Source organism: Phyllobacterium sp. GQ127 (assembly GCF_059758635.1).
Map to the genome: position 1 here is coordinate 540972 of NZ_JCAXDZ010000001.1, position 17732 is coordinate 558703.

Below are 17732 nucleotides of genomic sequence, written 5' to 3' on the forward strand. Positions count from 1 at the left end.
ATTTCCTCATGCTTGGGCAAAAGCCCCTTATCAACTTTCGAAACTGGTTCCAGCATTTGCGTGGGCTGCGCGTTCCCGTGCCAGCGTGGCGATGGCTGTGTCCTGCACGCCCGTGCCCGTCAGGTCAGCCAATGTGATTTGGGACGATGAGGCGCGGCCTTTTGCGGAACCGGCAATGACTGCCCCGAGCTCACCATATGCAGCGTCTGGACCTACTAAGCCGGCTTTGATTGCGTGATGCAGTTCGCCCAAAATGCGGGTCTGCTTGAGACTGTCAGCAATGTAGAGATCAGCCTTAGTTATGATGTCGGGAGCCAGCTCGTTCTTATGTTCGGCGTCTGACCCCATGGCGGTGACGTGTTGCCCGGCACGTAGCCAGGCAGCTTGCAGAAGGGGATCGGAGGAGGGGGTAGTCGTGACAATAATGTCTGCAAGAGCCGTCGCATGTTCCGGATCGGCAATCGCTTTAACCGGAAAACCAAATTCTTTGCTTGCGCTATCGGCAATCTGTTCGGCCTTGGCGTAATCTCTTGCCCAGAAACATGCCTTCTCGATAGGCCGAACGAGAGTGAGCGCCTTTAACTGTAACAGTGCCTGCACACCCGCACCGAAAATCGTCGCGACGGTAGAATCGGGGCGCGACAAATGCTTGGCTGCCACTGCACCGGCAGCGGCGGTACGAATATCGGTCAAATAGCCATTATCGAGAAGCAATGCTTCTACGAGCCCGGTTTTACTGCTCAGCAAAACCATCATTCCATTGACGCTCGGCAAACCAAGTTTTGGATTGTCAAAGAAACCGGGGCTGATCTTTATTGCAAAACTATCAATGCCCGGCACATAGGCGGTTTTGACATCAACTTCGCCTCGATGTTCGGGAATATCGAGGCGCAAAATAGATGGCATGGCCACTGCTTTTGTTGCGAGTGCCTCAAAAGCGTTTTCAACGCAGGCGACAGCGTCAAGATTCAACCAGATGATTTTGCGTAGTTCTGCTTCTGTCAGAATGATCATGCGGGGCATTGTTCTGCTCTTCCACTGGACTGATCAGCGCAGATGACACTCTTGTGCTGATTCATATCGACGTTGCGCCCGGATAAAATGACAATGATTGGCCCGTCCGCGCGCACTTTGCCTGAAAGCAACGCGCCAATACCGACAGCAGCGGCACCCTCTATCACTTCGCGCTCATGTTGATAGGCATGACGCATGCCTGCTGCGATTTCCGGCTCGGTCAGTAAAATTACATCGTCAAGAAGGTCACGAGCCATTGCGAAGGTGAAACGATTATCGAGGCCGATACCACCACCGAGCGAATCCGCCAGACTAGCGCTTTCCTCAACGAGCACGGGTCTGCCTGCTTTCAAACTTGCGTGCATAGCGGCGCCATTCTGCATGGAAACACCAATGACTTTTGCATTCGGCTGCTTCGACTTGATCGCACAGGCAACGCCGGAGGCCAGCCCGCCACCTGACAGAGGAACAAAGACCGTGTGAATATTTGGAACGTCTTCGGCCATCTCCAGTCCGAGCGTGCCTTGTCCTGCAATGACATGTGCATTGTCGAAAGGCGGCACCATCACCAAACCGTCTTGAAGAACCAGGCGCTCGACTTCCTCTTGAGCGTCATCCTGCGATTTTCCGACAATATGTATCTCGGCACCAAGGCGGCGAATTTCATCAACCTTGTTCTGGGGAACGAGACGGGACATGCAGATAACAGCTCGCATGCCTTCCAGCCTTGCAGCATAGGCAAGTGCACGGCCATGATTTCCTGTTGACGCAGCAACAACGCCGCGCCGCTTTTCAGCCTCGGAAAGCTGGCTCAATGCATTGGTCGCGCCGCGTAATTTGAAGCTACCGGTTGTTTGCCGATGTTCAAGTTTCAGCCAGACGGGGACGCCCAGCTGTTGAGTAAGATATGCGGATTGAACTGTAGGTGTTCGCACGACTTTAGCCGCAATGGCATCATGCGCCCGTTCAATATCGTTTATGCTGACGAGGTTTGAAGCCATTTTCACCAGCTTGCCATGGGCTGAGCCATCAGGCTGCCGTGTTCAGGCTTAAACGAGTGATCACCGCATATACGCAGAATTGCCCATGCGGTTGCAAGATTACTGGTCACAACTGGCTTGCCAATCGCCTGTTCGATTTCTGCCGCCACAATTGCTGCGCGAACGGCAGTACAAGATATGAACAGGGCATCCGCATCGCTGGCGATTGTTTCGCGTGCAGCCAAGATCAATGACTTTGTGCTGATCCTTGCCATCTCCCGGTCATCATCCAGTCCAAAGCAGCTGAAATTCGCAATCTCAAAGCCCTTGTCGCTGAAATAGCTCGCCATTGGAGTGCTGGTCTCTAGCGTGTAAGGCGTAAGAATGCTGATCCTTTTCGCATCGAACGCCTCCAATGCCTTAACGGCGGCCAATGTGGGCGTAACCACAGGCACGTTCGGTTTGGCCTGCCGAATGGCATGCTCAATTTCATCATCGCCAATGACCACAGAGGCTGACGTGCAGGAATAACAGATTGCATCAAGCTCTTCGTCGGGCAGGATCATCCATGCGCCTTCGCTCATCGGACGAAGCATACGCCGCAGATTTCCAGGTGTGGTTGGATTGGCATAGGGAATGCGTGACGTATAAAGGCCAATATTGCTGCTGGCCACCATACGCTGAAAGTCCGGCTCGGTCGTGTGATCGGTGGCAAGAATGAGGAGGCCGACGCGCTTTGATAAAGGCCGATCATCAAAATCAAGATGCAAGTCCGTCTGGCGAATAGTCGGGATCGAGTCCATCTTTGTACTCCTCAATCGATCTTGCCATATCGGCGTTCCAGCCAACGCAGCCCGATTACAGAAACGACACTAATGACGAGGAAGAACGCACCAACCATCGTGATTGGTTCAATATATCTGTAATTGTAGTTGGCGATGCTGCGAGCCTGGTTCATCAACTCAAGTACCGTGATCGCTGAAAGCAGCGGGGTTTCCTTGAACATGGCGATGAAATAGTTAGCCAAAGCCGGGATCATTGGCGGCAATGCCTGCGGCATAATAATCTGGGTCCATGTCTGGAAAGGGCTAAGATTGCATGCCTTTGCCGCCTCCCATTGGCCGCGCGCCACATTATCAATGCCAGCGCGGTATACTTCAGCCGTGTATGTGCCGTAATGCAGCCCGAGCCCGATGACACCTGCAACGAGCGGCGAAAGCGTAACGCCGAGGTCCGGCAACACGTAGAAAATGAAGTAGAGCTGCACCAGCAATGGCGTGCCGCGAATGAACTCGGCAATAAAACCCATTGGCATTGATATCAGCCGGTTGCTGGAACGGCGTATAATGGCAATAACAAGCCCAACAATCGCGGCCAGGACCGACCCGAGCAGGGTGGCAATAATGGTAATTTTCACGCCTTCGATCAGCGTTGGAAGAATTTGAACGACGAAAGCCCAATCCCATTCCATTTTCGCCTCCTATGACCTGATGCCGTCTAGGCCGCGCGTCAGGTAACGCTCGAGACCACGGATTGCGAGGGAGATGATGCTGGCGATAAGAAAGTACAGCACAAGGATCGTAAGAAACGGGACGAGTGTATTGCCGGTTTGCGCACGTACGACTTGGGCCTGAAATGTCATATCCGAAAGCGATATGAGCGATACGACAGCTGAAGCTTTTAAAAGCTCAATGGCATTATTACCAAATGTCGGAAGCATCAGGACGAATGCCTGCGGCAGGATGATTTTGCGCAGGCCCTGCCAGCGTGTCAGATTGAGCGCGATACAAGCCTCGTATTGCTCTTTACCAATGGACTTGACTGCTCCGCGAACCACTTCTGCGCCGTAAGCGCCTACATTCAGGCCCAGCGCAAGCACGCCCGCCTGCAACGGCGTGAGCGAAAAGCCAAAGAGCGGCAGCACAAAATAGGCCCAGAATAATTGTACGAAAATCGACGTGCCACGAAAAAATTCAATATAGGCCGTCGCAAGCCAGCGAACGGGAGCGATGCGAGATAATCTCCCAAGCCCGGCGAGAAATGCCATTGCCAATGCCAGCACTGAGCCCATCAGCGTCAGCTGGATGGTGACGATTGCGCCGTCGAGGATAAGTTGCAGATAGCCGGCCCATTGGCCCATCGCTTCGCCACCTTTGTAAGAGTAAAGGAAAGAGCCGCTTCACCTTTAAGCGAAGCGGCATTGCTTGCGGCCTTATTTGGCGGCGCAAAGCTTTTCGCGATTGGTCGAGATGGCTGCCGCTGCCGAGAAACCATATGGCTCTATGATTTTGGCAAATTCGCCAGATGTCTTCATCTCGGCAAGAACCTTGTCAAACTCATCACGCAGAGCAGTGTCGCCCTTGCGGAAAGCTGCGCCATCGCAATAAACAGGAGCACCCTGTACCGGCGCAATGACTTCGATGTTCGGATCATTTGCCTTTTTGACCAGATCATTGATTGAAAGAACGGGCAGGGAATATGTATCGATGCGACCGTCCTGCAGCATTTTCAAACCGCTCTGGCCGTCCGGCACAACAATAACGCGCTCACGTGGTACGCCTGCTTCAAGAGCCAGGCGCTCTTCCGTACCGCCGCCCGGCGCGCCGATTGTAGCTTTCTCATCCTTGGCAATATCCGCATAGCTCTTGAAGCCTTTTGGATTGCCCTTTTTAACGAGGAATGCCTCGGCGTCACAAAGGATCGGTTCCGAATAGGACACTGCATTGCAGCGTTCTGGCTTCATGAAAAGACCAGCAGTAACAACATCATGACGGCCAGCCTGAAGACCGGGGATCATGGCGCCATACTCGGAAATTGAAGCAACGACATCGTTGACGCCGAGCTTTTTGAACACCGCACGAGCAACATCCGGACCGGCACCCGATACGCTGCCATCGGCCTTAACGGCCGTGAATGGCGGTTCATTTGCAATTGCAATGCGGGCAAAGCCTTGCGCTTTCAACTTGTCGAGCGCTTCGTCAGCCTTTGCCGGCATTGAAGAAACCAGAGCAGACAATGCTGCGGCTCCCAACAATGCACTGATCGTTTGTAGTTTCATCATGTTCCCAACTCCTTGGTTTTCTTTTTTGTAGGATCGCCGAGGGCCTGTTAGATGCGGTGACCTGCGGCGATGATCTTTTTCAGGAAGGCCTGTGTTCTTTCCTGCTTCGGATGTCTGAAAATTTCGTCCGGCTTGCCATCCTCGACAATTCGACCGCGATCAAAGAACAGAACGCGATCAGCAAAATCATGGGCAAAACCCATCTCGTGGGTAACGAGAAGCATTGTCATGTCTGTTTCGCGGCACAGACGCCAAAGCACGTTCAGCACTTCCTCCACGAGTTCTGGATCGAGGGCAGATGTAACTTCGTCAAACAACATGATCTTCGGTTGGAGGGCCAAAGCACGGGCAATTGCGACGCGCTGTTTTTGGCCACCGGAGAGTTGCGACGGCATGGATTTCGCCTTATCCGCAAGCCCAACCATGTCCAGCAATTCCATTGCGTGCTGCTCGGCATCTTTTTTCGCGACGCCCTTTGTCAGCATGGGCGCTAACGTCACATTATCGAGCACGCATTTGTGCGGAAACAGATTGAACAACTGAAAGACCATGCCAATCTTTTCGCGCATTTTGTGAAGATGCGCGTCATCCGCTGGTTGCAGCTTTCCGTTACGCTCCATCTGATAAAGATTGTCGCCGGCAACGCGGATCGTTCCGGAATCTATTCCCTCAAGCGTCATGAGGATGCGCAGGATCGTAGTCTTTCCCGAGCCCGATGGTCCAATGAGAGCGAGCTTTTCGCCCGGTGCTACACTGAATGACAGGTCGTTCAAAACTTTGAACGCACCAAAACTTTTACTGATGCCGTCAATCTCGATGATTGGTGCGGCTGCGGATGGTGGCATGCGTGTCTCCCTTCTGGTTGAGACAACCTCATGCGCTAACGATGGGAGACTTATGAAATCATGTCAATTGTTAAAATTAAATCATGACAATTTAACTGATCGTGATGAAAAATCAGGCAGTTTGGTCAAATAGCAAGGAGCAGATGTTCAAGGTCGCCACGAAGAAGATTGGCAACAACACCAAGTCCGGACCGCAGCTCCTGCTCAGTTGTTGAGCCGAGCGAGATCCGTACCGCCGGATGCCACGGATAATTTGAGATGCGGAAGGACGCGCCGGGTGCGATGGCAACTCCTTGCAGCCTTGCATGCGCCACAAAAGCTTCTTCAGTCCGCTCGCCAGTCAGAGGTAACCAGATGTGCAGACTTTGCGGATGTGACAAGAAAGGAATGCCGCTTAAGACTTCGGCAGCAACGGAATGTCTGGCCCGCAGCGCCTCACGCTGCCAGTTGACCAATTCCATGGCCGTGCCGTCCGATACCCATCGGCTCGCAATTTCTGCAACGATCGGTGTCGCCATCCAGTTTGAAACAAGATGCCTGTTGGCAACAGCAGCGACATACCGATCAGGTGCCACCAAATAGCCGATCCGCAGGCCGGGTATGACGATCTTGGTGAAACTGGTGAAATAGAGCGTTCGCTCTGGCGCAATTGATGCGATGGGAGGCGGACGATGCTCGACAAGCGGGCCCAGCACATCACTCTCGATGATCGCGATGTCATGCTTGCGGGCAATAGCCACCAGAGCATTTCGCCGCTCCAGGCCCATCAGTGTCCCGGTCGGATTGATAACCGAGGGCTGAACGAAAACTGCTTGGATACCGGTAACCCTGCAGCATTCGTCGAGCGATTCCGGAATAATGCCCTGATCATCGATGGCAAGGCCTTCAAGCGTAAGGCCAAGATAGGAGGCTAGCGGCGTCAATGTGTGATGCCCTATCCCTTCCGTCGCCACCTTTGAACCGGGTGGCGCTGCGCTCATCAAGGCGACCGTCATGGCAGCAGTCGCACCGTTTGTTACACTGATATTCGCAGGCGCCACTTCCAGCCCGCACGCGCGCAGCCATTCCACTGCGATGGTACGGTGGCGTGGGAAAACAACATTTGGCCGGAATGACAAAGCCGAACTTGGAGGCAGGGTTTCCGACAGCCACGCCAGGGCTTTTTTCATGCGCTCCAAATGCATTGGCTCGCATATGGGCTTCAAGATGGACAGATCGATAACCTCGCCAAGTCGTTCCGGCAGATAGGGAGGATCCGGCTCACGGCTGTTTTGACAGACGAATGTACCACGCCCGGTTTCACCCGAAATCAAATTGCGGCGAATCAATTCTTCATAGGCGCGACTGACAGTCTGTACCGAAAGTCGCAAATCATCGGCCATTCGTCGATGCGTTGGCAGACGGGCGCCACCTTCCAGTTTGCCATCAGCGATAGCACGTGCAATCTGTTCTGCCAGCGATAGATAGGCTGGACGGCGAAGGCTTGTCGGATCTGGTTGCCACAATGTCATGATTTATAAGTGATCGAAGTCAGTGCAATTGACAATCAAAAAATCACAACGTCATGATTATAACATGAATCCAACGGGCGTATCATGACCTCAATCAAGCTAGATCCAATCGATATACGCATCCTTGATGAAATCCAGCAGGAAGGCCGGATCACCAAGCTTGCACTGGCCGAACGGGTGGGAATATCTCCGACACCCTGCTGGACACGCCTGCGCCGCCTGGAAAAGGCAGGTGTCATTACAGGGTATCATGCCCGTATCGCGTTGCGGCTTATCGCGCCCATTACGACCGTGCTCATGGAAGTTACTCTGGGTGCGCACAAACAAGCGGATTTCGAACGGTTTGAACGCGCAATCAAAACGCTGCCAGAAGTGGTTGCCTGTTGGTCGGTCGGAGGAGGCGTCGACTACGTTCTCAAAGTCATGACTCGCGATATCGATGCATATCAGCGACTGGTGGATGACCTTTTGCAACGCGAAATCGGCATAGACCGGTATTTTACCTATATCGTGACAAAGACCGTCAAAGATGACGCGGTATTGCCTGTGGCAGAGTTGTTGACCGACGCGGATAATAGCTAGTCAATCTCTCTTTCAGTGTTACGAAATAAAGACAATCTCTCTTAACCCGGCGTCTCATATAGGCTGTCTCTCTTCCGATTTGTGCGACCCTTGCACCGAACAATTCCGGGAGAGTTGAATGTCCGCTCACTTTGCACGACCAGATCGCCATGCCGCACTTGATCGCCTGACCGACCGGCGCATGCTGCGCGAATTGGCCTATGTCGATGGCCATTGGACTGCAGGTGACGCAGGACAGACCTTTGAAGTTTCTGACCCTGCGACCGGTGCTGCTATAGCCTGGGTATCCAAGCTCAATGCGGATCAAACTTCGATTGCCGTTGATGCTGCCGTGAGAGCTTGGCCGGCTTGGCGGGCGCTTCTCCCTCAAGAGCGAACGGCAAGATTGCGGAAGTGGTACGAACTCATATTGGCTGCGAAGGATGATCTGGCTTTGATCATGACCCTTGAGCAGGGTAAGCCGCTCAGTGAATCGCGCGGCGAAATCGAGTATGCCGCCTCCTTTATCGAGTGGTATGCGGAAGAGGCCAAGCGCTTAAACGCCGAGAATGTAACAAGTCATCTTTCCGGCGCTGAGATGATTGTTCGCCGCGAGGCAATTGGCGTTGTCGGGATTGTTACGCCCTGGAACTTCCCATCAGCCATGCTGACGCGAAAGGCAGCCGCCGCCTTGGCCGCTGGTTGTACTGTCGTTGCGCATCCATCATCGGAAACGCCGCTTTCGGCGCTTGCTCTGGCAGAGCTTGCTGATCGTGCAGGTATTCCTGCTGGCGTTTTCAATATTGTCACAGGCGACGCTGCAACAGTGGTTGGACGCATGTGCGAAGACCCGCGCGTTCGGGCGTTAAGCTTCACTGGTTCAACAGAAATTGGCCGGCTTATCGCGGCGCAATGTGCGCCAACCATGAAAACTCTCGTGATGGAATTGGGCGGTCATGCACCGCTTATCGTGTTTGCCGATGCGGATATTGATCGCGCCGTAGACATCGCCATTGATGCAAAGTTCGCCACTTCGGGACAGGATTGTCTCGCTGCAAACCGGATTTACGTTGAGCGCCCAATACATGCGGCTTTTGCTGCAGCATTTGCCAGGCGGATTTCTAAGCTGAAGGTCGCTCCGGGACTGACTGAGGGCGTTGATATCGGTCCACTGATGCATGAACGAGCCGTTCAAAAGGTTGAAGAGCAGGTTGAGGATGCCGTGGCACGAGGCGCGAAATGCGCTGCCGGCGGCAAGCGCCATCACGCCGGTGCATTATTTTATGAGCCCACGCTTCTTTTGAATGTACCAGAAGATGCACTGATCATGCGCGAAGAGACATTCGGCCCTGTGGCGGCTCTTGCCGTATTTGATACGGAAGAAGAGGTCGTTCAGCGCGCCAACGATACAGAATATGGCTTGGTTGCTTATGCCGTGACCAAGGATGGGGCGCGAATGCTGCGTCTTGGCCGTAGCCTCGAATATGGAATGGTCGCGATAAACCGGGTGAAAATCACCGGCGCGCCAATTCCCTTCGGGGGCATTAAACAGTCCGGGCTGGGGCGCGAAGGATCGCGGCACGGAATCGAGGCTTTCACAGAACTAAAATATCTCTGCATCGACACTCACTGATTTAGAAGAACAGGATAGTACCATGCTTGAACGCTCGAACGAATTGAACGCCTGGGATCGGGACCACTTCTTTCACCCGTCAACTCATATGGGCGCTCATGCGCGCGGTGAAACACCAACGCGTATTATCAAAAGCGGTGAGGGCGTTCATATTACCGATAGTACCGGTCGCACCAGTATTGATGCATTCGCGGGGCTTTACTGCGTCAATGTTGGCTATGGCCGAACCGAAATCGCCGACGCCATTGCAAAACAGGCTCACGAGCTCGCTTATTACCATGCCTATGTCGGGCATGGCACGGATGCATCAATAACACTTTCCAAGATGATCATTGATCGCGCGCCGGAAGGAATGAGCCGGGTCTATTTCGGGCTTTCCGGCTCTGACGCCAATGAAACCAACATCAAATTGATCTGGTACTACAACAATGTTCTGGGTCGTCCTGAAAAGAAGAAAATCATTTCCCGTTGGCGTGGCTATCATGGCTCGGGAATCATGACCGGCAGCATGACAGGGCTTGAGCTTTTCCATAATGCCTTTGATCTGCCGCGTGCGCCAATTCTCCACACGGAAGCACCCTATTACTTCCGCCGCGAAGATCGTTCGATGAGCGAAGAGCAATTTTCGCAACATTGTGCCGACAAGCTGGAAGAGATGATCCTTGCAGAAGGACCGGAAACAGTCGCAGCCTTCATCGGTGAGCCAATTCTTGGGACAGGCGGCATTGTCCCGCCGCCAGCAGGTTACTGGGAAAAAATTCAGGCCGTACTCAACAAATACGACATTTTACTCGTAGCTGATGAAGTGGTTACCGGATTTGGCCGTTTGGGTACAATGTTCGGATCGGATCATTATGGCATTAAGCCCGATCTGATCACCATCGCGAAGGGGCTCACCTCAGCATATGCACCGCTCTCGGGCGTCATCGTTTCAGACAAGGTTTGGCAGGTACTGGTCAAGGGATCCGATATGCTTGGTGCAATCGGGCATGGTTGGACCTATTCAGCACATCCGATCTGCACCGCGGCTGGTATCGCCAATCTCGAACTTATCGACAAGCTCGATCTTGTGGCAAATGCCGGTGAAACCGGTGCTTATTTCCGCAAGCAGTTGACTGAAGCCTTGGCAGAGAATGCCATCGTCGGTGAAGTGCGCGGTGACGGGATGCTCGCCGCCGTAGAATTTGTTGCTGACAAAGACGATAGGAAATTTTTTGACCCTGCATTGAAAGTCGGACCACGCATTGCGGCAGCTCTGGCTGAACTTGGCGTGCTTGGGCGGGCCATGCCGCAAGGCGATATTCTGGGCTTTGCACCACCATTATGTTTGACCCGGGACGAGGCTGATACGGTTGTCAATGCCGCGGCCAAAGCGGTCGAGTCGATTGCAAAAACGCTCTGAGGTTCAGAATGAAAGAGCAAAACATTCCGCAGACCATGGCCGCTATACAACTCATTGGCCATGGCGGGCTCGACAAGCTGATTTACAATGAGAACACGCCGGTTCCTACACCTGCGCCGGGCGAGGTTCTTATCGAAATAACCGCTTGCGGTATGAACAATACGGATGTCTGGGTGCGGGAAGGCGCCTACGGCACCGAGGAAGATGCTGGCGCCGTTTCAACCTGGCGCCGACAAGAGCCGACATTAAGGTTTCCGCGCGTTCAGGGGACTGACATAGTCGGGACGATTGTTGCTGTTGGCGAGGGCGTCGACAAGGCGCGAATCGGGCAACGCGTAATGGTCGATTTTTCCATCTATAATCGCGATGATGATAGTCTTGCCGATATCGATTATATTGGTCATGGACGCGATGGCGGTTATGCCGAATATGTAACCGTGCCGGTTGAAAATGCCCATTACGTCAACACGGATTTGAGCGATATCGAACTTGCCACCTTCTGCTGTGCATATTTAACCGGCGAACAGATGCTGGAACGTGCCGGATTGCGGGCAGGAGAGCGAGTGCTTGTTACTGGCGCATCAGGTGGCGTGGGCTCCGGTATTGTTCAACTTGCAAGGGCTCGGGGTGCAATTCCCTATGCGCTTGTGGGAGCGGGCAAAGAACAGGCATTGCTCGACATTGGCGCTGAAGCAGTGATCACACGGGGCACCAATGACCTTGTGGCAGCGGTGAATGATGCGACCGGCGGAGAGCCAATTGACGTCGTAGCCGATCTTGTTGGCGGTTCAATATTCAACGATTTGCTGCGCATTCTCAGAGCTGAGGGTCGTTACACCACAGCCGGAGCAATTGCTGGACCTGTTGTGCAGCTCGATCTTCGCACCATGTATCTTAAACAACTGGCTTTGCATGGCTCATCGCAGGGCACGCGGGGAGATTTCCGCCGGATCGTGCGCTATATCGAAGAAGGCAAGATCCGGCCGCTTGTTGGCGGCGTCTATCCGCTTTCTGAGTTTCACCGCGCACAAACGGATTTCATGGCCAAATCCTTTGTCGGGAAACTGGTTGTCGTGCCGGATGCCAAATTCGACAATATCCGAATTAATGGAAATCCCTAGATTTCGGCATTATGCGAACATTTCTGGGATGACGCGCCCGCGCGTCTTCCTGGACAGAATGGTTGACTTCGTCACTGCGTGATACGGGCAAAATGGCCCGCTGCTCAGAGAGACGATAAAGGTCGCCAGTCCGATCGATAAGCTTTCTGGCAACGATGTGCACCACATTATCGGCGCTTTGAACTATTCCTTCGATCTGGATCAGCCGAGATCCCATCACTTCCTTACGATAAATGTTGAGGAGTTTTTGCCAGATGACAATGTTGGAGATGCCTGTTTCATCTTCAATAGTCATAAAGACTACGCCTTTTGCAGTTCCAGGCCTTTGCCGAACAGTCACCACTCCAGCCAGTTTGACGCGCTTATTATTCGCCAGACTATTTGCAAATTGGCATGTGGAAACGCCTTCTGACGCAAACATTTCTCGCAAAAACTGCATCGGATGCCCTTTGAGCGAAAGCCTTGTCGATTCGTAATCGGCAATGACGTGCTCAGAGAGTTTCATTTGAGGAAGAACCGTTTTGACTTCCGTAGCCAACTCATTTGTTTCAGCCGCATGAAATAGGGGCAACGTCGTGTTGTCAGGGAAGCGGCGCACGGCCCAAAGTGCCTCTCGCCGGTCGATACCTAGCGAACGAAATGCATCTCCATCGGCAAGCAAGACAAAAGCCCGTCTTTCAAGTTTCGTCAGACGCCTTACCTGTTCAATATCGGTATAGGCTTGCTTTCTTCTCTCACAGATCAAGTCGGCCCAAGGCTTTGAAAAACCGTCGACCTGACGAAAACCGAGTCTTGTGCATAAAACACCATTTTCCTTTGATTCCAATGTGTTGTCCCAATGACTGAAATTAATATCTACAGGACGTACTTCGACATCATGCTTGCGCGCATCGCGAATAATCTGGTCTGGCGGATAAAAACCCATAGGCTGTGAGTTCAACAATGCCGCCGCGAAAGCAGCGGGATAATGATACTTAATCCAAGATGAAATATAGACCAGGATGGCAAAACTCGCAGCATGGCTTTCAGGAAAACCATACTCACCAAATCCTTTGATCTGGTTGAAGCAGTTTTGAGCGAAATCCCTTTCATAGCCTCGGCGAACCATGCCTTCCACCATCTTGTTTTCCAGTTTGTGAATAGTTCCCACATGCCGGAAAGTTGCCATGGCGCGGCGCAATTGATTGGCTTCATCGCCGGTAAAACCTGCTGCTACGATGGCAATACTCATTGCCTGCTCTTGAAAAAGAGGGATGCCAAGGGTTCGGACAAGAACCTCTTTCAATTCGTCCTTATGACCATGCTCAGGCGAGGGTGAGGGATAAGTCACTGAGTTAGGATTATTACGGCGTTTCAGATAGGGATGAACCATATCCCCCTGAATGGGTCCCGGTCTTACTATGGCGACTTCAATAACCAGATCGTAAAATTTCCTCGGACGAAGACGCGGCAGCATATTCATTTGAGCACGGCTTTCCACTTGGAAGACCCCAAGGGAATCTGCCTTGCAGAGCATGTCGTAGACGTCGTCATCATCCAATGGGATGTCCGCAAGTCCATAGCGTTTACCACCGTGTAGATGAATGAGATCAAAGGCCTTGCGGATACAAGTGAGCATGCCAAGCGAAAGAACATCGACTTTCATGATATTGAGTTCGTCAATATCATCCTTGTTCCATTCGATGAAAGTACGGTCTTTCATGGCGGCGGGCCCTATCGGAACGGTCAAATCAAGACGTTCCTGCGTGAGGACGAAACCGCCAACATGTTGGGAAAGATGACGTGGGAAACCAAGCAGTTCCTTGGCAAGCCTTATGGTGCGGCGGATCATGACATTATCAGGATCAAGTCCAGCCTGCTTTATTTCCTGCTTTTCAACGACCGATCCCCAACTACCCCAAACCATATTGGCCAAAGCGGCAGTGACATCTTCTGTCAGGCCCAGTGCTTTCCCAACATCACGGATTGCACTGCGCGGCCGATAACTGATGACGGTTGCAATAATAGCAGCATGGTCGCGCCCATATCGCTCGAAAATCCATTGCATGACTTCTTCGCGGCGCTCATGCTCGAAATCCACATCAATATCGGGCGGTTCTTTACGTTCTTTCGAAAGAAACCGGTCAAAAAGCAGGTTGCTTGTGGCGGGATCAACGGCCGTAATGCCCAGACAATAACAGACAGCAGAATTGGCCGAGGAACCGCGCCCCTGACAAAGGATATTTTGTGAGCGGGCATAGGTAACAATGTCATAAACAGTCAGGAAGTAGGGCGCATATTCCAACTCCCCGATCAGGGTCAGTTCTTTTTCCAGGATCGTAGACACATTTTTGGGAATGCCATCCGGATAGCGTTTATTGGCGCCGATCCATGTTTCATCGATCAGATGTTGCTGGGGTGTTTTGCCGGGTGGAACAGGTTCATCAGGATATTGATAGCGTAAATCATCAAGAGAAAAACTGATCGGCTTCACAAAGCGCTGCGTCTCTTCAAGTGCTTCCGGAAAAAACCGAAAGAGATACAGCATGTCGGTTGGTGATTTCAGATGCCGCTCTGCATTCTTTTCCAGTTTGCGGCCAGCTGTCTCTATCGTAACATGCTCACGGATACAGGTCAGCACATCCTGAAGTGGTCGCCGGGCAGGAGTGTGATAAAGCACATCATTAACTGCCAAAAATGGAATGTTTGCATCGGCTGCAATTCGAACCAGTTTTTCACCGTGACGCCTGTCGGCTCCCTTGCGCGGCATCACCAGACCAAGCCAAACGCAATCCGCCGCCGCAAAAGCTAGTTTTTTTAGGAAGCCCGTGAAGCTTTCGTCGGGATTTTCGGGAGGCATTACAGCTATCTGAAAATTGTCTGCCTTGAACAGAAAGTCTTCGAAAAGCAGATGGCATTCCCCTTTGGTCTTGGCACGGTGCTTTCCCACACTCAAAATCTGGCAGAGATGACCGTAAGCAGGGCGATCTCGCGGATAAACAACAAGGTCAGGCGTGCCGTCAGTGAAACTTAGCCGACAACCAATATAGAGGTCTATTGAAAGACCCTGTTCTTTTTTGATTTCTTTTCTGGCGCTATGGGCTCGCACCACGCCAGCAAGTGTATTGCAATCGGCAATACCAATGCCTTTAAGCCCCAGAAGAGTTGCAGCCAGAACCAGTTCCTGGGGTTGCGACGCCCCCTTGAGGAAGGAAAAATTGCTGGTGACGGCAAGCTCAGTATAATCCATCAGGCAAAAATCCCATGCAAATACCATCGGGGGGTGGGATCGCCTCGCTCATAAAGACCCTCGCGGAATACCCAAAAACGCTTTCCCTGATTGTCTTCAACCCGGTAATAGTCGCGTGTGAGAGCACCCGCATGCTCGCGCCACCATTCTGGTGCAATACGCTCGGGTCCTTCAGCTAAAACAATCGTGTGCTGTACGCGGCGCCACGTAAAGCGCGCCGGTGCACCGTCAGGAACTCCTGATGTCGTTTCAATGCGTTCGGGTGGATTAAACAGTCTGATTGGTCTTTCGGGAGGATTTCCAGGGTAATGTTCTGGTGACCACTGAACTGATTGATCCGATCTATTCCCGGCTGCAGCTTCAAGCATGACAGCACGTTCAGGAATGTGCGTATCAATAGCAACAGGTCGCAACACACGCGAACTGCCCAATCTTATAGAAAGTCTATCGATGAGCGCATCAAATGCTTCTGTCTCTTGCCGCGTATTGTCGAGACTTTTCTGCAGCGCATGTGTTTGTTCTGTTCGAATAGCAGAGAGCCGAACAATATCAAAGCCATAGCCTGCATCCAGAGGTTCTGCCAAGCTTGATAGCCTCTCCTTGAGCAATCGCAGTAATGTTTTTGTCTCTACAAGCGGCCTTCCGGATTCAATACGAATCCGTCTCACATTTCCATCAACACGAAAAAAGCTCGCTTCGATTTCACGCGCACCTTGAACACGGGTTTGCAATTGCCTGAAAAGTTCATCGCCAAGGGATTGAAGTAAAAGCTCGACGGAATCCATAACAACCAATGGTTCGGCCATGCGTCGCTCAACCATACAGACAGGCACAATACGGCGCGGAGAAATTGGCTGGTCTTGCCTGCCAAAAAGACTGTCCAGGCGATTGATCAGCTCTTTTCCGAAACGGGCAGCAAGGGCAGCACGGGGCAGAACCTCGACTTCGCCAACATGCAGCAGACCTGCGCGCTTCAGACCAGCAAGATGTGCTGCTTCTATCTCAAGACAGGCAAGGTGCAGTTTATATAGTCTCTTTTCTTCATCATCGCCGATGACACCGCCGGATGAATAGCGTGCAAAGGCACGGGCAGAGGCTGCATTGCTTGCGATGGCTGATTTTACTGCCACGCCCTGTTGATTGAGACGATTGTGAATATCCTTGAGCATAGTGTGCTCATCCCCAAAAAGATGAACACAGCCTGTAATGTCGAGGATAAGACCATCCGGATCGTCAAAAGCGACCAGAGGCGTGTATCGATCACACCAATCTGCCAGACGCTCCAAAAATGCGGAATCCTGACGAGGTGAGGCAAATGCGATATCCAGCTTTTCAAACTGCGCACGTGCATCAGCCAAAGTCATGCTTTTGTATAGACCTGCTTTTGCAGCTCTCTGATCAACCGCTACCAGCCGTAAAGTATTGGCAATCTTGTCAACAACAATGAGATACTGATCAGAACGGTCGCGCTGCGAATTTTCGCGTTTGAGACGATCCGTAGGAAGATGTGGAAACCACAGAGCCAAAAACCGGCTCGATCCGTTGGAAAACATGATTTTCACTCTCCCATTGTAATAGCCATTGGCCTGTGTTGCCCTGCCTGTTGCGAATGAGTTGGACTTGAAAAACAGGGTTGCCCGGCGCGTTTGCACCAGGGGATTGTGAGGTTGCAGCACGAATTAACCACCGTGTGACGGCAGCATTTTCACCCGGAACAGCTCCCAGCCTCAGGAGAAAGGCGGGCACTTCGGCCTGTTGTGCGCTAAGCAGTAATTTTCGCGAGGCAGTCAAATCCAGACATTTGGGATGGCCCCACGGCGCAATAATAACTGCTCCCATACCGCGAATGCCAAGGCTGTCTGCTGCAGCCTTTAAAACATTATGAGGCGAGGAGCACCGAACGAAAATCACCCGTTCCGGGTCGAGACCCAAATAATGCAGGCCGGGAGCATAGGGAAAGCCATGTTCATTGCCTGTAAAATCTTCTTCAATCCAAAGAATGGGGCTTCGGTTGGCTGATGCGCGCAAGGCGAGGGCAATAACAAAACCTGTTGCGGCACCTGCGTCCCCACTTTCCTTCGCAAAAATCTCATGCAGAGCGCCCCGCTGAAGGCCACCCCGAAATATGCCGTCTACAGTCCGGCAGCCAAGATCAAAGGCAGAGCCAGACACACCTTGCGTGCCTTGCTCATTTAAAGACGCAATATCGCGTCTTAACGCCGTTAGATCGACGATCGCCACTATAGAACCCTCGTTTGTTCATGATATGTTCCATTATCAAATTTAAGGTATCCGGTGTCAAGCGCTTCCCGATGCGAATGGTTAGAATCAGATCATCAATTGCAGATTTCAGAGGCATCCAGCCTTTCGCTGTT

15 protein-coding genes are annotated in these 17732 nt (G+C 52.3%); 4 read left to right on the top strand and 11 right to left on the bottom strand.

Annotated elements, in window-relative coordinates; translation table 11 throughout:
- Positions 1-30 precede the first annotated feature (30 nt).
- The 8 genes from eutC to ehuR all read right to left on the bottom strand — a co-directional run bounded on the left by eutC (position 31) and on the right by ehuR (position 7411).
- Complete coding sequence (gene eutC, locus AC6CHM_RS02860; protein WP_498171911.1) at positions 31-1023, bottom strand: ectoine utilization protein EutC; 993 nt, start codon at positions 1021-1023, stop codon at positions 31-33.
- Positions 1011-2015: a hydroxyectoine utilization dehydratase EutB gene (gene eutB, locus AC6CHM_RS02865; protein WP_440809008.1), complete on the bottom strand. Its 1005-nt coding sequence runs from the start codon at positions 2013-2015 to the stop codon at positions 1011-1013. The genes eutC and eutB overlap by 13 nt, the downstream gene beginning before the upstream one ends.
- Before the next feature lie 2 nt (positions 2016-2017).
- Positions 2018-2797, bottom strand: coding sequence for an ectoine utilization protein EutA (gene eutA / locus AC6CHM_RS02870; RefSeq protein WP_498171912.1), 780 nt, complete (start codon positions 2795-2797; stop codon positions 2018-2020).
- An 11-nt stretch (positions 2798-2808) separates the two neighbouring features.
- Positions 2809-3465: an ectoine/hydroxyectoine ABC transporter permease subunit EhuD gene (gene ehuD, locus AC6CHM_RS02875; RefSeq protein WP_115053133.1), complete on the bottom strand. Its 657-nt coding sequence runs from the start codon at positions 3463-3465 to the stop codon at positions 2809-2811.
- Between the two features lie 9 nt (positions 3466-3474).
- A complete protein-coding gene (gene ehuC / locus AC6CHM_RS02880) occupies positions 3475-4134 on the bottom strand; it encodes an ectoine/hydroxyectoine ABC transporter permease subunit EhuC (RefSeq protein WP_498171914.1) in 660 nt (219 codons plus the stop codon).
- A gap of 72 nt (positions 4135-4206) precedes the next feature.
- Positions 4207-5055 (bottom strand): ectoine/hydroxyectoine ABC transporter substrate-binding protein EhuB, encoded by an 849-nt coding sequence (ehuB, locus tag AC6CHM_RS02885; RefSeq protein ID WP_370878820.1) that lies wholly within the window; start codon positions 5053-5055, stop codon positions 4207-4209.
- 47 nt (positions 5056-5102) lie between these two features.
- A complete protein-coding gene (gene ehuA, locus AC6CHM_RS02890) occupies positions 5103-5900 on the bottom strand; it encodes an ectoine/hydroxyectoine ABC transporter ATP-binding protein EhuA (protein ID WP_115053131.1) in 798 nt (265 codons plus the stop codon).
- A 125-nt stretch (positions 5901-6025) separates the two neighbouring features.
- Entirely contained in the window at positions 6026-7411 is a 1386-nt protein-coding gene (ehuR, locus tag AC6CHM_RS02895) for a MocR-like ectoine utilization transcription factor EhuR (RefSeq protein WP_498171916.1), read from the bottom strand.
- Between the two features lie 84 nt (positions 7412-7495).
- Between ehuR and AC6CHM_RS02900 the strand changes: the two genes are divergently transcribed.
- The 4 genes from AC6CHM_RS02900 to AC6CHM_RS02915 all read left to right on the top strand — a co-directional run bounded on the left by AC6CHM_RS02900 (position 7496) and on the right by AC6CHM_RS02915 (position 12128).
- Positions 7496-7993 (top strand): Lrp/AsnC family transcriptional regulator, encoded by a 498-nt coding sequence (locus tag AC6CHM_RS02900; RefSeq protein WP_336440157.1) that lies wholly within the window; start codon positions 7496-7498, stop codon positions 7991-7993.
- A 118-nt stretch (positions 7994-8111) separates the two neighbouring features.
- Positions 8112-9605, top strand: a complete 1494-nt coding sequence (locus tag AC6CHM_RS02905) for an NAD-dependent succinate-semialdehyde dehydrogenase (protein ID WP_498171918.1) — start codon at positions 8112-8114, stop codon at positions 9603-9605.
- A gap of 22 nt (positions 9606-9627) precedes the next feature.
- Positions 9628-11007 (top strand): aspartate aminotransferase family protein, encoded by a 1380-nt coding sequence (locus tag AC6CHM_RS02910; RefSeq protein ID WP_498171920.1) that lies wholly within the window; start codon positions 9628-9630, stop codon positions 11005-11007.
- A gap of 8 nt (positions 11008-11015) precedes the next feature.
- On the top strand, positions 11016-12128 hold the full coding sequence (locus tag AC6CHM_RS02915; protein ID WP_498171921.1) for an alcohol dehydrogenase family protein: 1113 nt from the start codon (positions 11016-11018) through the stop codon (positions 12126-12128).
- Here the strand turns inward: AC6CHM_RS02915 and AC6CHM_RS02920 are convergent.
- The 3 genes from AC6CHM_RS02920 to AC6CHM_RS02930 are packed head-to-tail and all read right to left on the bottom strand — an operon-like array spanning position 12112 to position 17598.
- On the bottom strand, positions 12112-15360 hold the full coding sequence (locus AC6CHM_RS02920) for an error-prone DNA polymerase (protein ID WP_498172640.1): 3249 nt from the start codon (positions 15358-15360) through the stop codon (positions 12112-12114). The genes AC6CHM_RS02915 and AC6CHM_RS02920 overlap by 17 nt on opposite strands.
- Positions 15357-16910, bottom strand: coding sequence for a Y-family DNA polymerase (locus AC6CHM_RS02925; RefSeq protein WP_498171923.1), 1554 nt, complete (start codon positions 16908-16910; stop codon positions 15357-15359). The genes AC6CHM_RS02920 and AC6CHM_RS02925 overlap by 4 nt, the downstream gene beginning before the upstream one ends.
- Positions 16813-17598: an ImuA family protein gene (locus AC6CHM_RS02930; RefSeq protein ID WP_498171924.1), complete on the bottom strand. Its 786-nt coding sequence runs from the start codon at positions 17596-17598 to the stop codon at positions 16813-16815. Before AC6CHM_RS02930 ends, AC6CHM_RS02925 begins: the two co-directional genes overlap by 98 nt.
- Positions 17599-17732: the final 134 nt, after the last annotated feature.

What these genes read in the sequence shown, in the direction of transcription:
- eutC (WP_498171911.1), bottom strand. Translation starts at nt 1,023, where the DNA reads ATGCCCCGCATGATCATTCTGACAGAAGCAGAACTACGCAAAATCATC.
- eutB (WP_440809008.1), bottom strand. Translation starts at nt 2,015, where the DNA reads ATGGCTTCAAACCTCGTCAGCATAAACGATATTGAACGGGCGCATGAT.
- eutA (WP_498171912.1), bottom strand. Translation starts at nt 2,797, where the DNA reads ATGGACTCGATCCCGACTATTCGCCAGACGGACTTGCATCTTGATTTT.
- ehuD (WP_115053133.1), bottom strand. Translation starts at nt 3,465, where the DNA reads ATGGAATGGGATTGGGCTTTCGTCGTTCAAATTCTTCCAACGCTGATC.
- ehuC (WP_498171914.1), bottom strand. Translation starts at nt 4,134, where the DNA reads ATGGGCCAATGGGCCGGCTATCTGCAACTTATCCTCGACGGCGCAATC.
- ehuB (WP_370878820.1), bottom strand. Translation starts at nt 5,055, where the DNA reads ATGATGAAACTACAAACGATCAGTGCATTGTTGGGAGCCGCAGCATTG.
- ehuA (WP_115053131.1), bottom strand. Translation starts at nt 5,900, where the DNA reads ATGCCACCATCCGCAGCCGCACCAATCATCGAGATTGACGGCATCAGT.
- ehuR (WP_498171916.1), bottom strand. Translation starts at nt 7,411, where the DNA reads ATGACATTGTGGCAACCAGATCCGACAAGCCTTCGCCGTCCAGCCTAT.
- AC6CHM_RS02900 (WP_336440157.1), top strand. Translation starts at nt 7,496, where the DNA reads ATGACCTCAATCAAGCTAGATCCAATCGATATACGCATCCTTGATGAA.
- AC6CHM_RS02905 (WP_498171918.1), top strand. Translation starts at nt 8,112, where the DNA reads ATGTCCGCTCACTTTGCACGACCAGATCGCCATGCCGCACTTGATCGC.
- AC6CHM_RS02910 (WP_498171920.1), top strand. Translation starts at nt 9,628, where the DNA reads ATGCTTGAACGCTCGAACGAATTGAACGCCTGGGATCGGGACCACTTC.
- AC6CHM_RS02915 (WP_498171921.1), top strand. Translation starts at nt 11,016, where the DNA reads ATGAAAGAGCAAAACATTCCGCAGACCATGGCCGCTATACAACTCATT.
- AC6CHM_RS02925 (WP_498171923.1), bottom strand. Translation starts at nt 16,910, where the DNA reads ATGTTTTCCAACGGATCGAGCCGGTTTTTGGCTCTGTGGTTTCCACAT.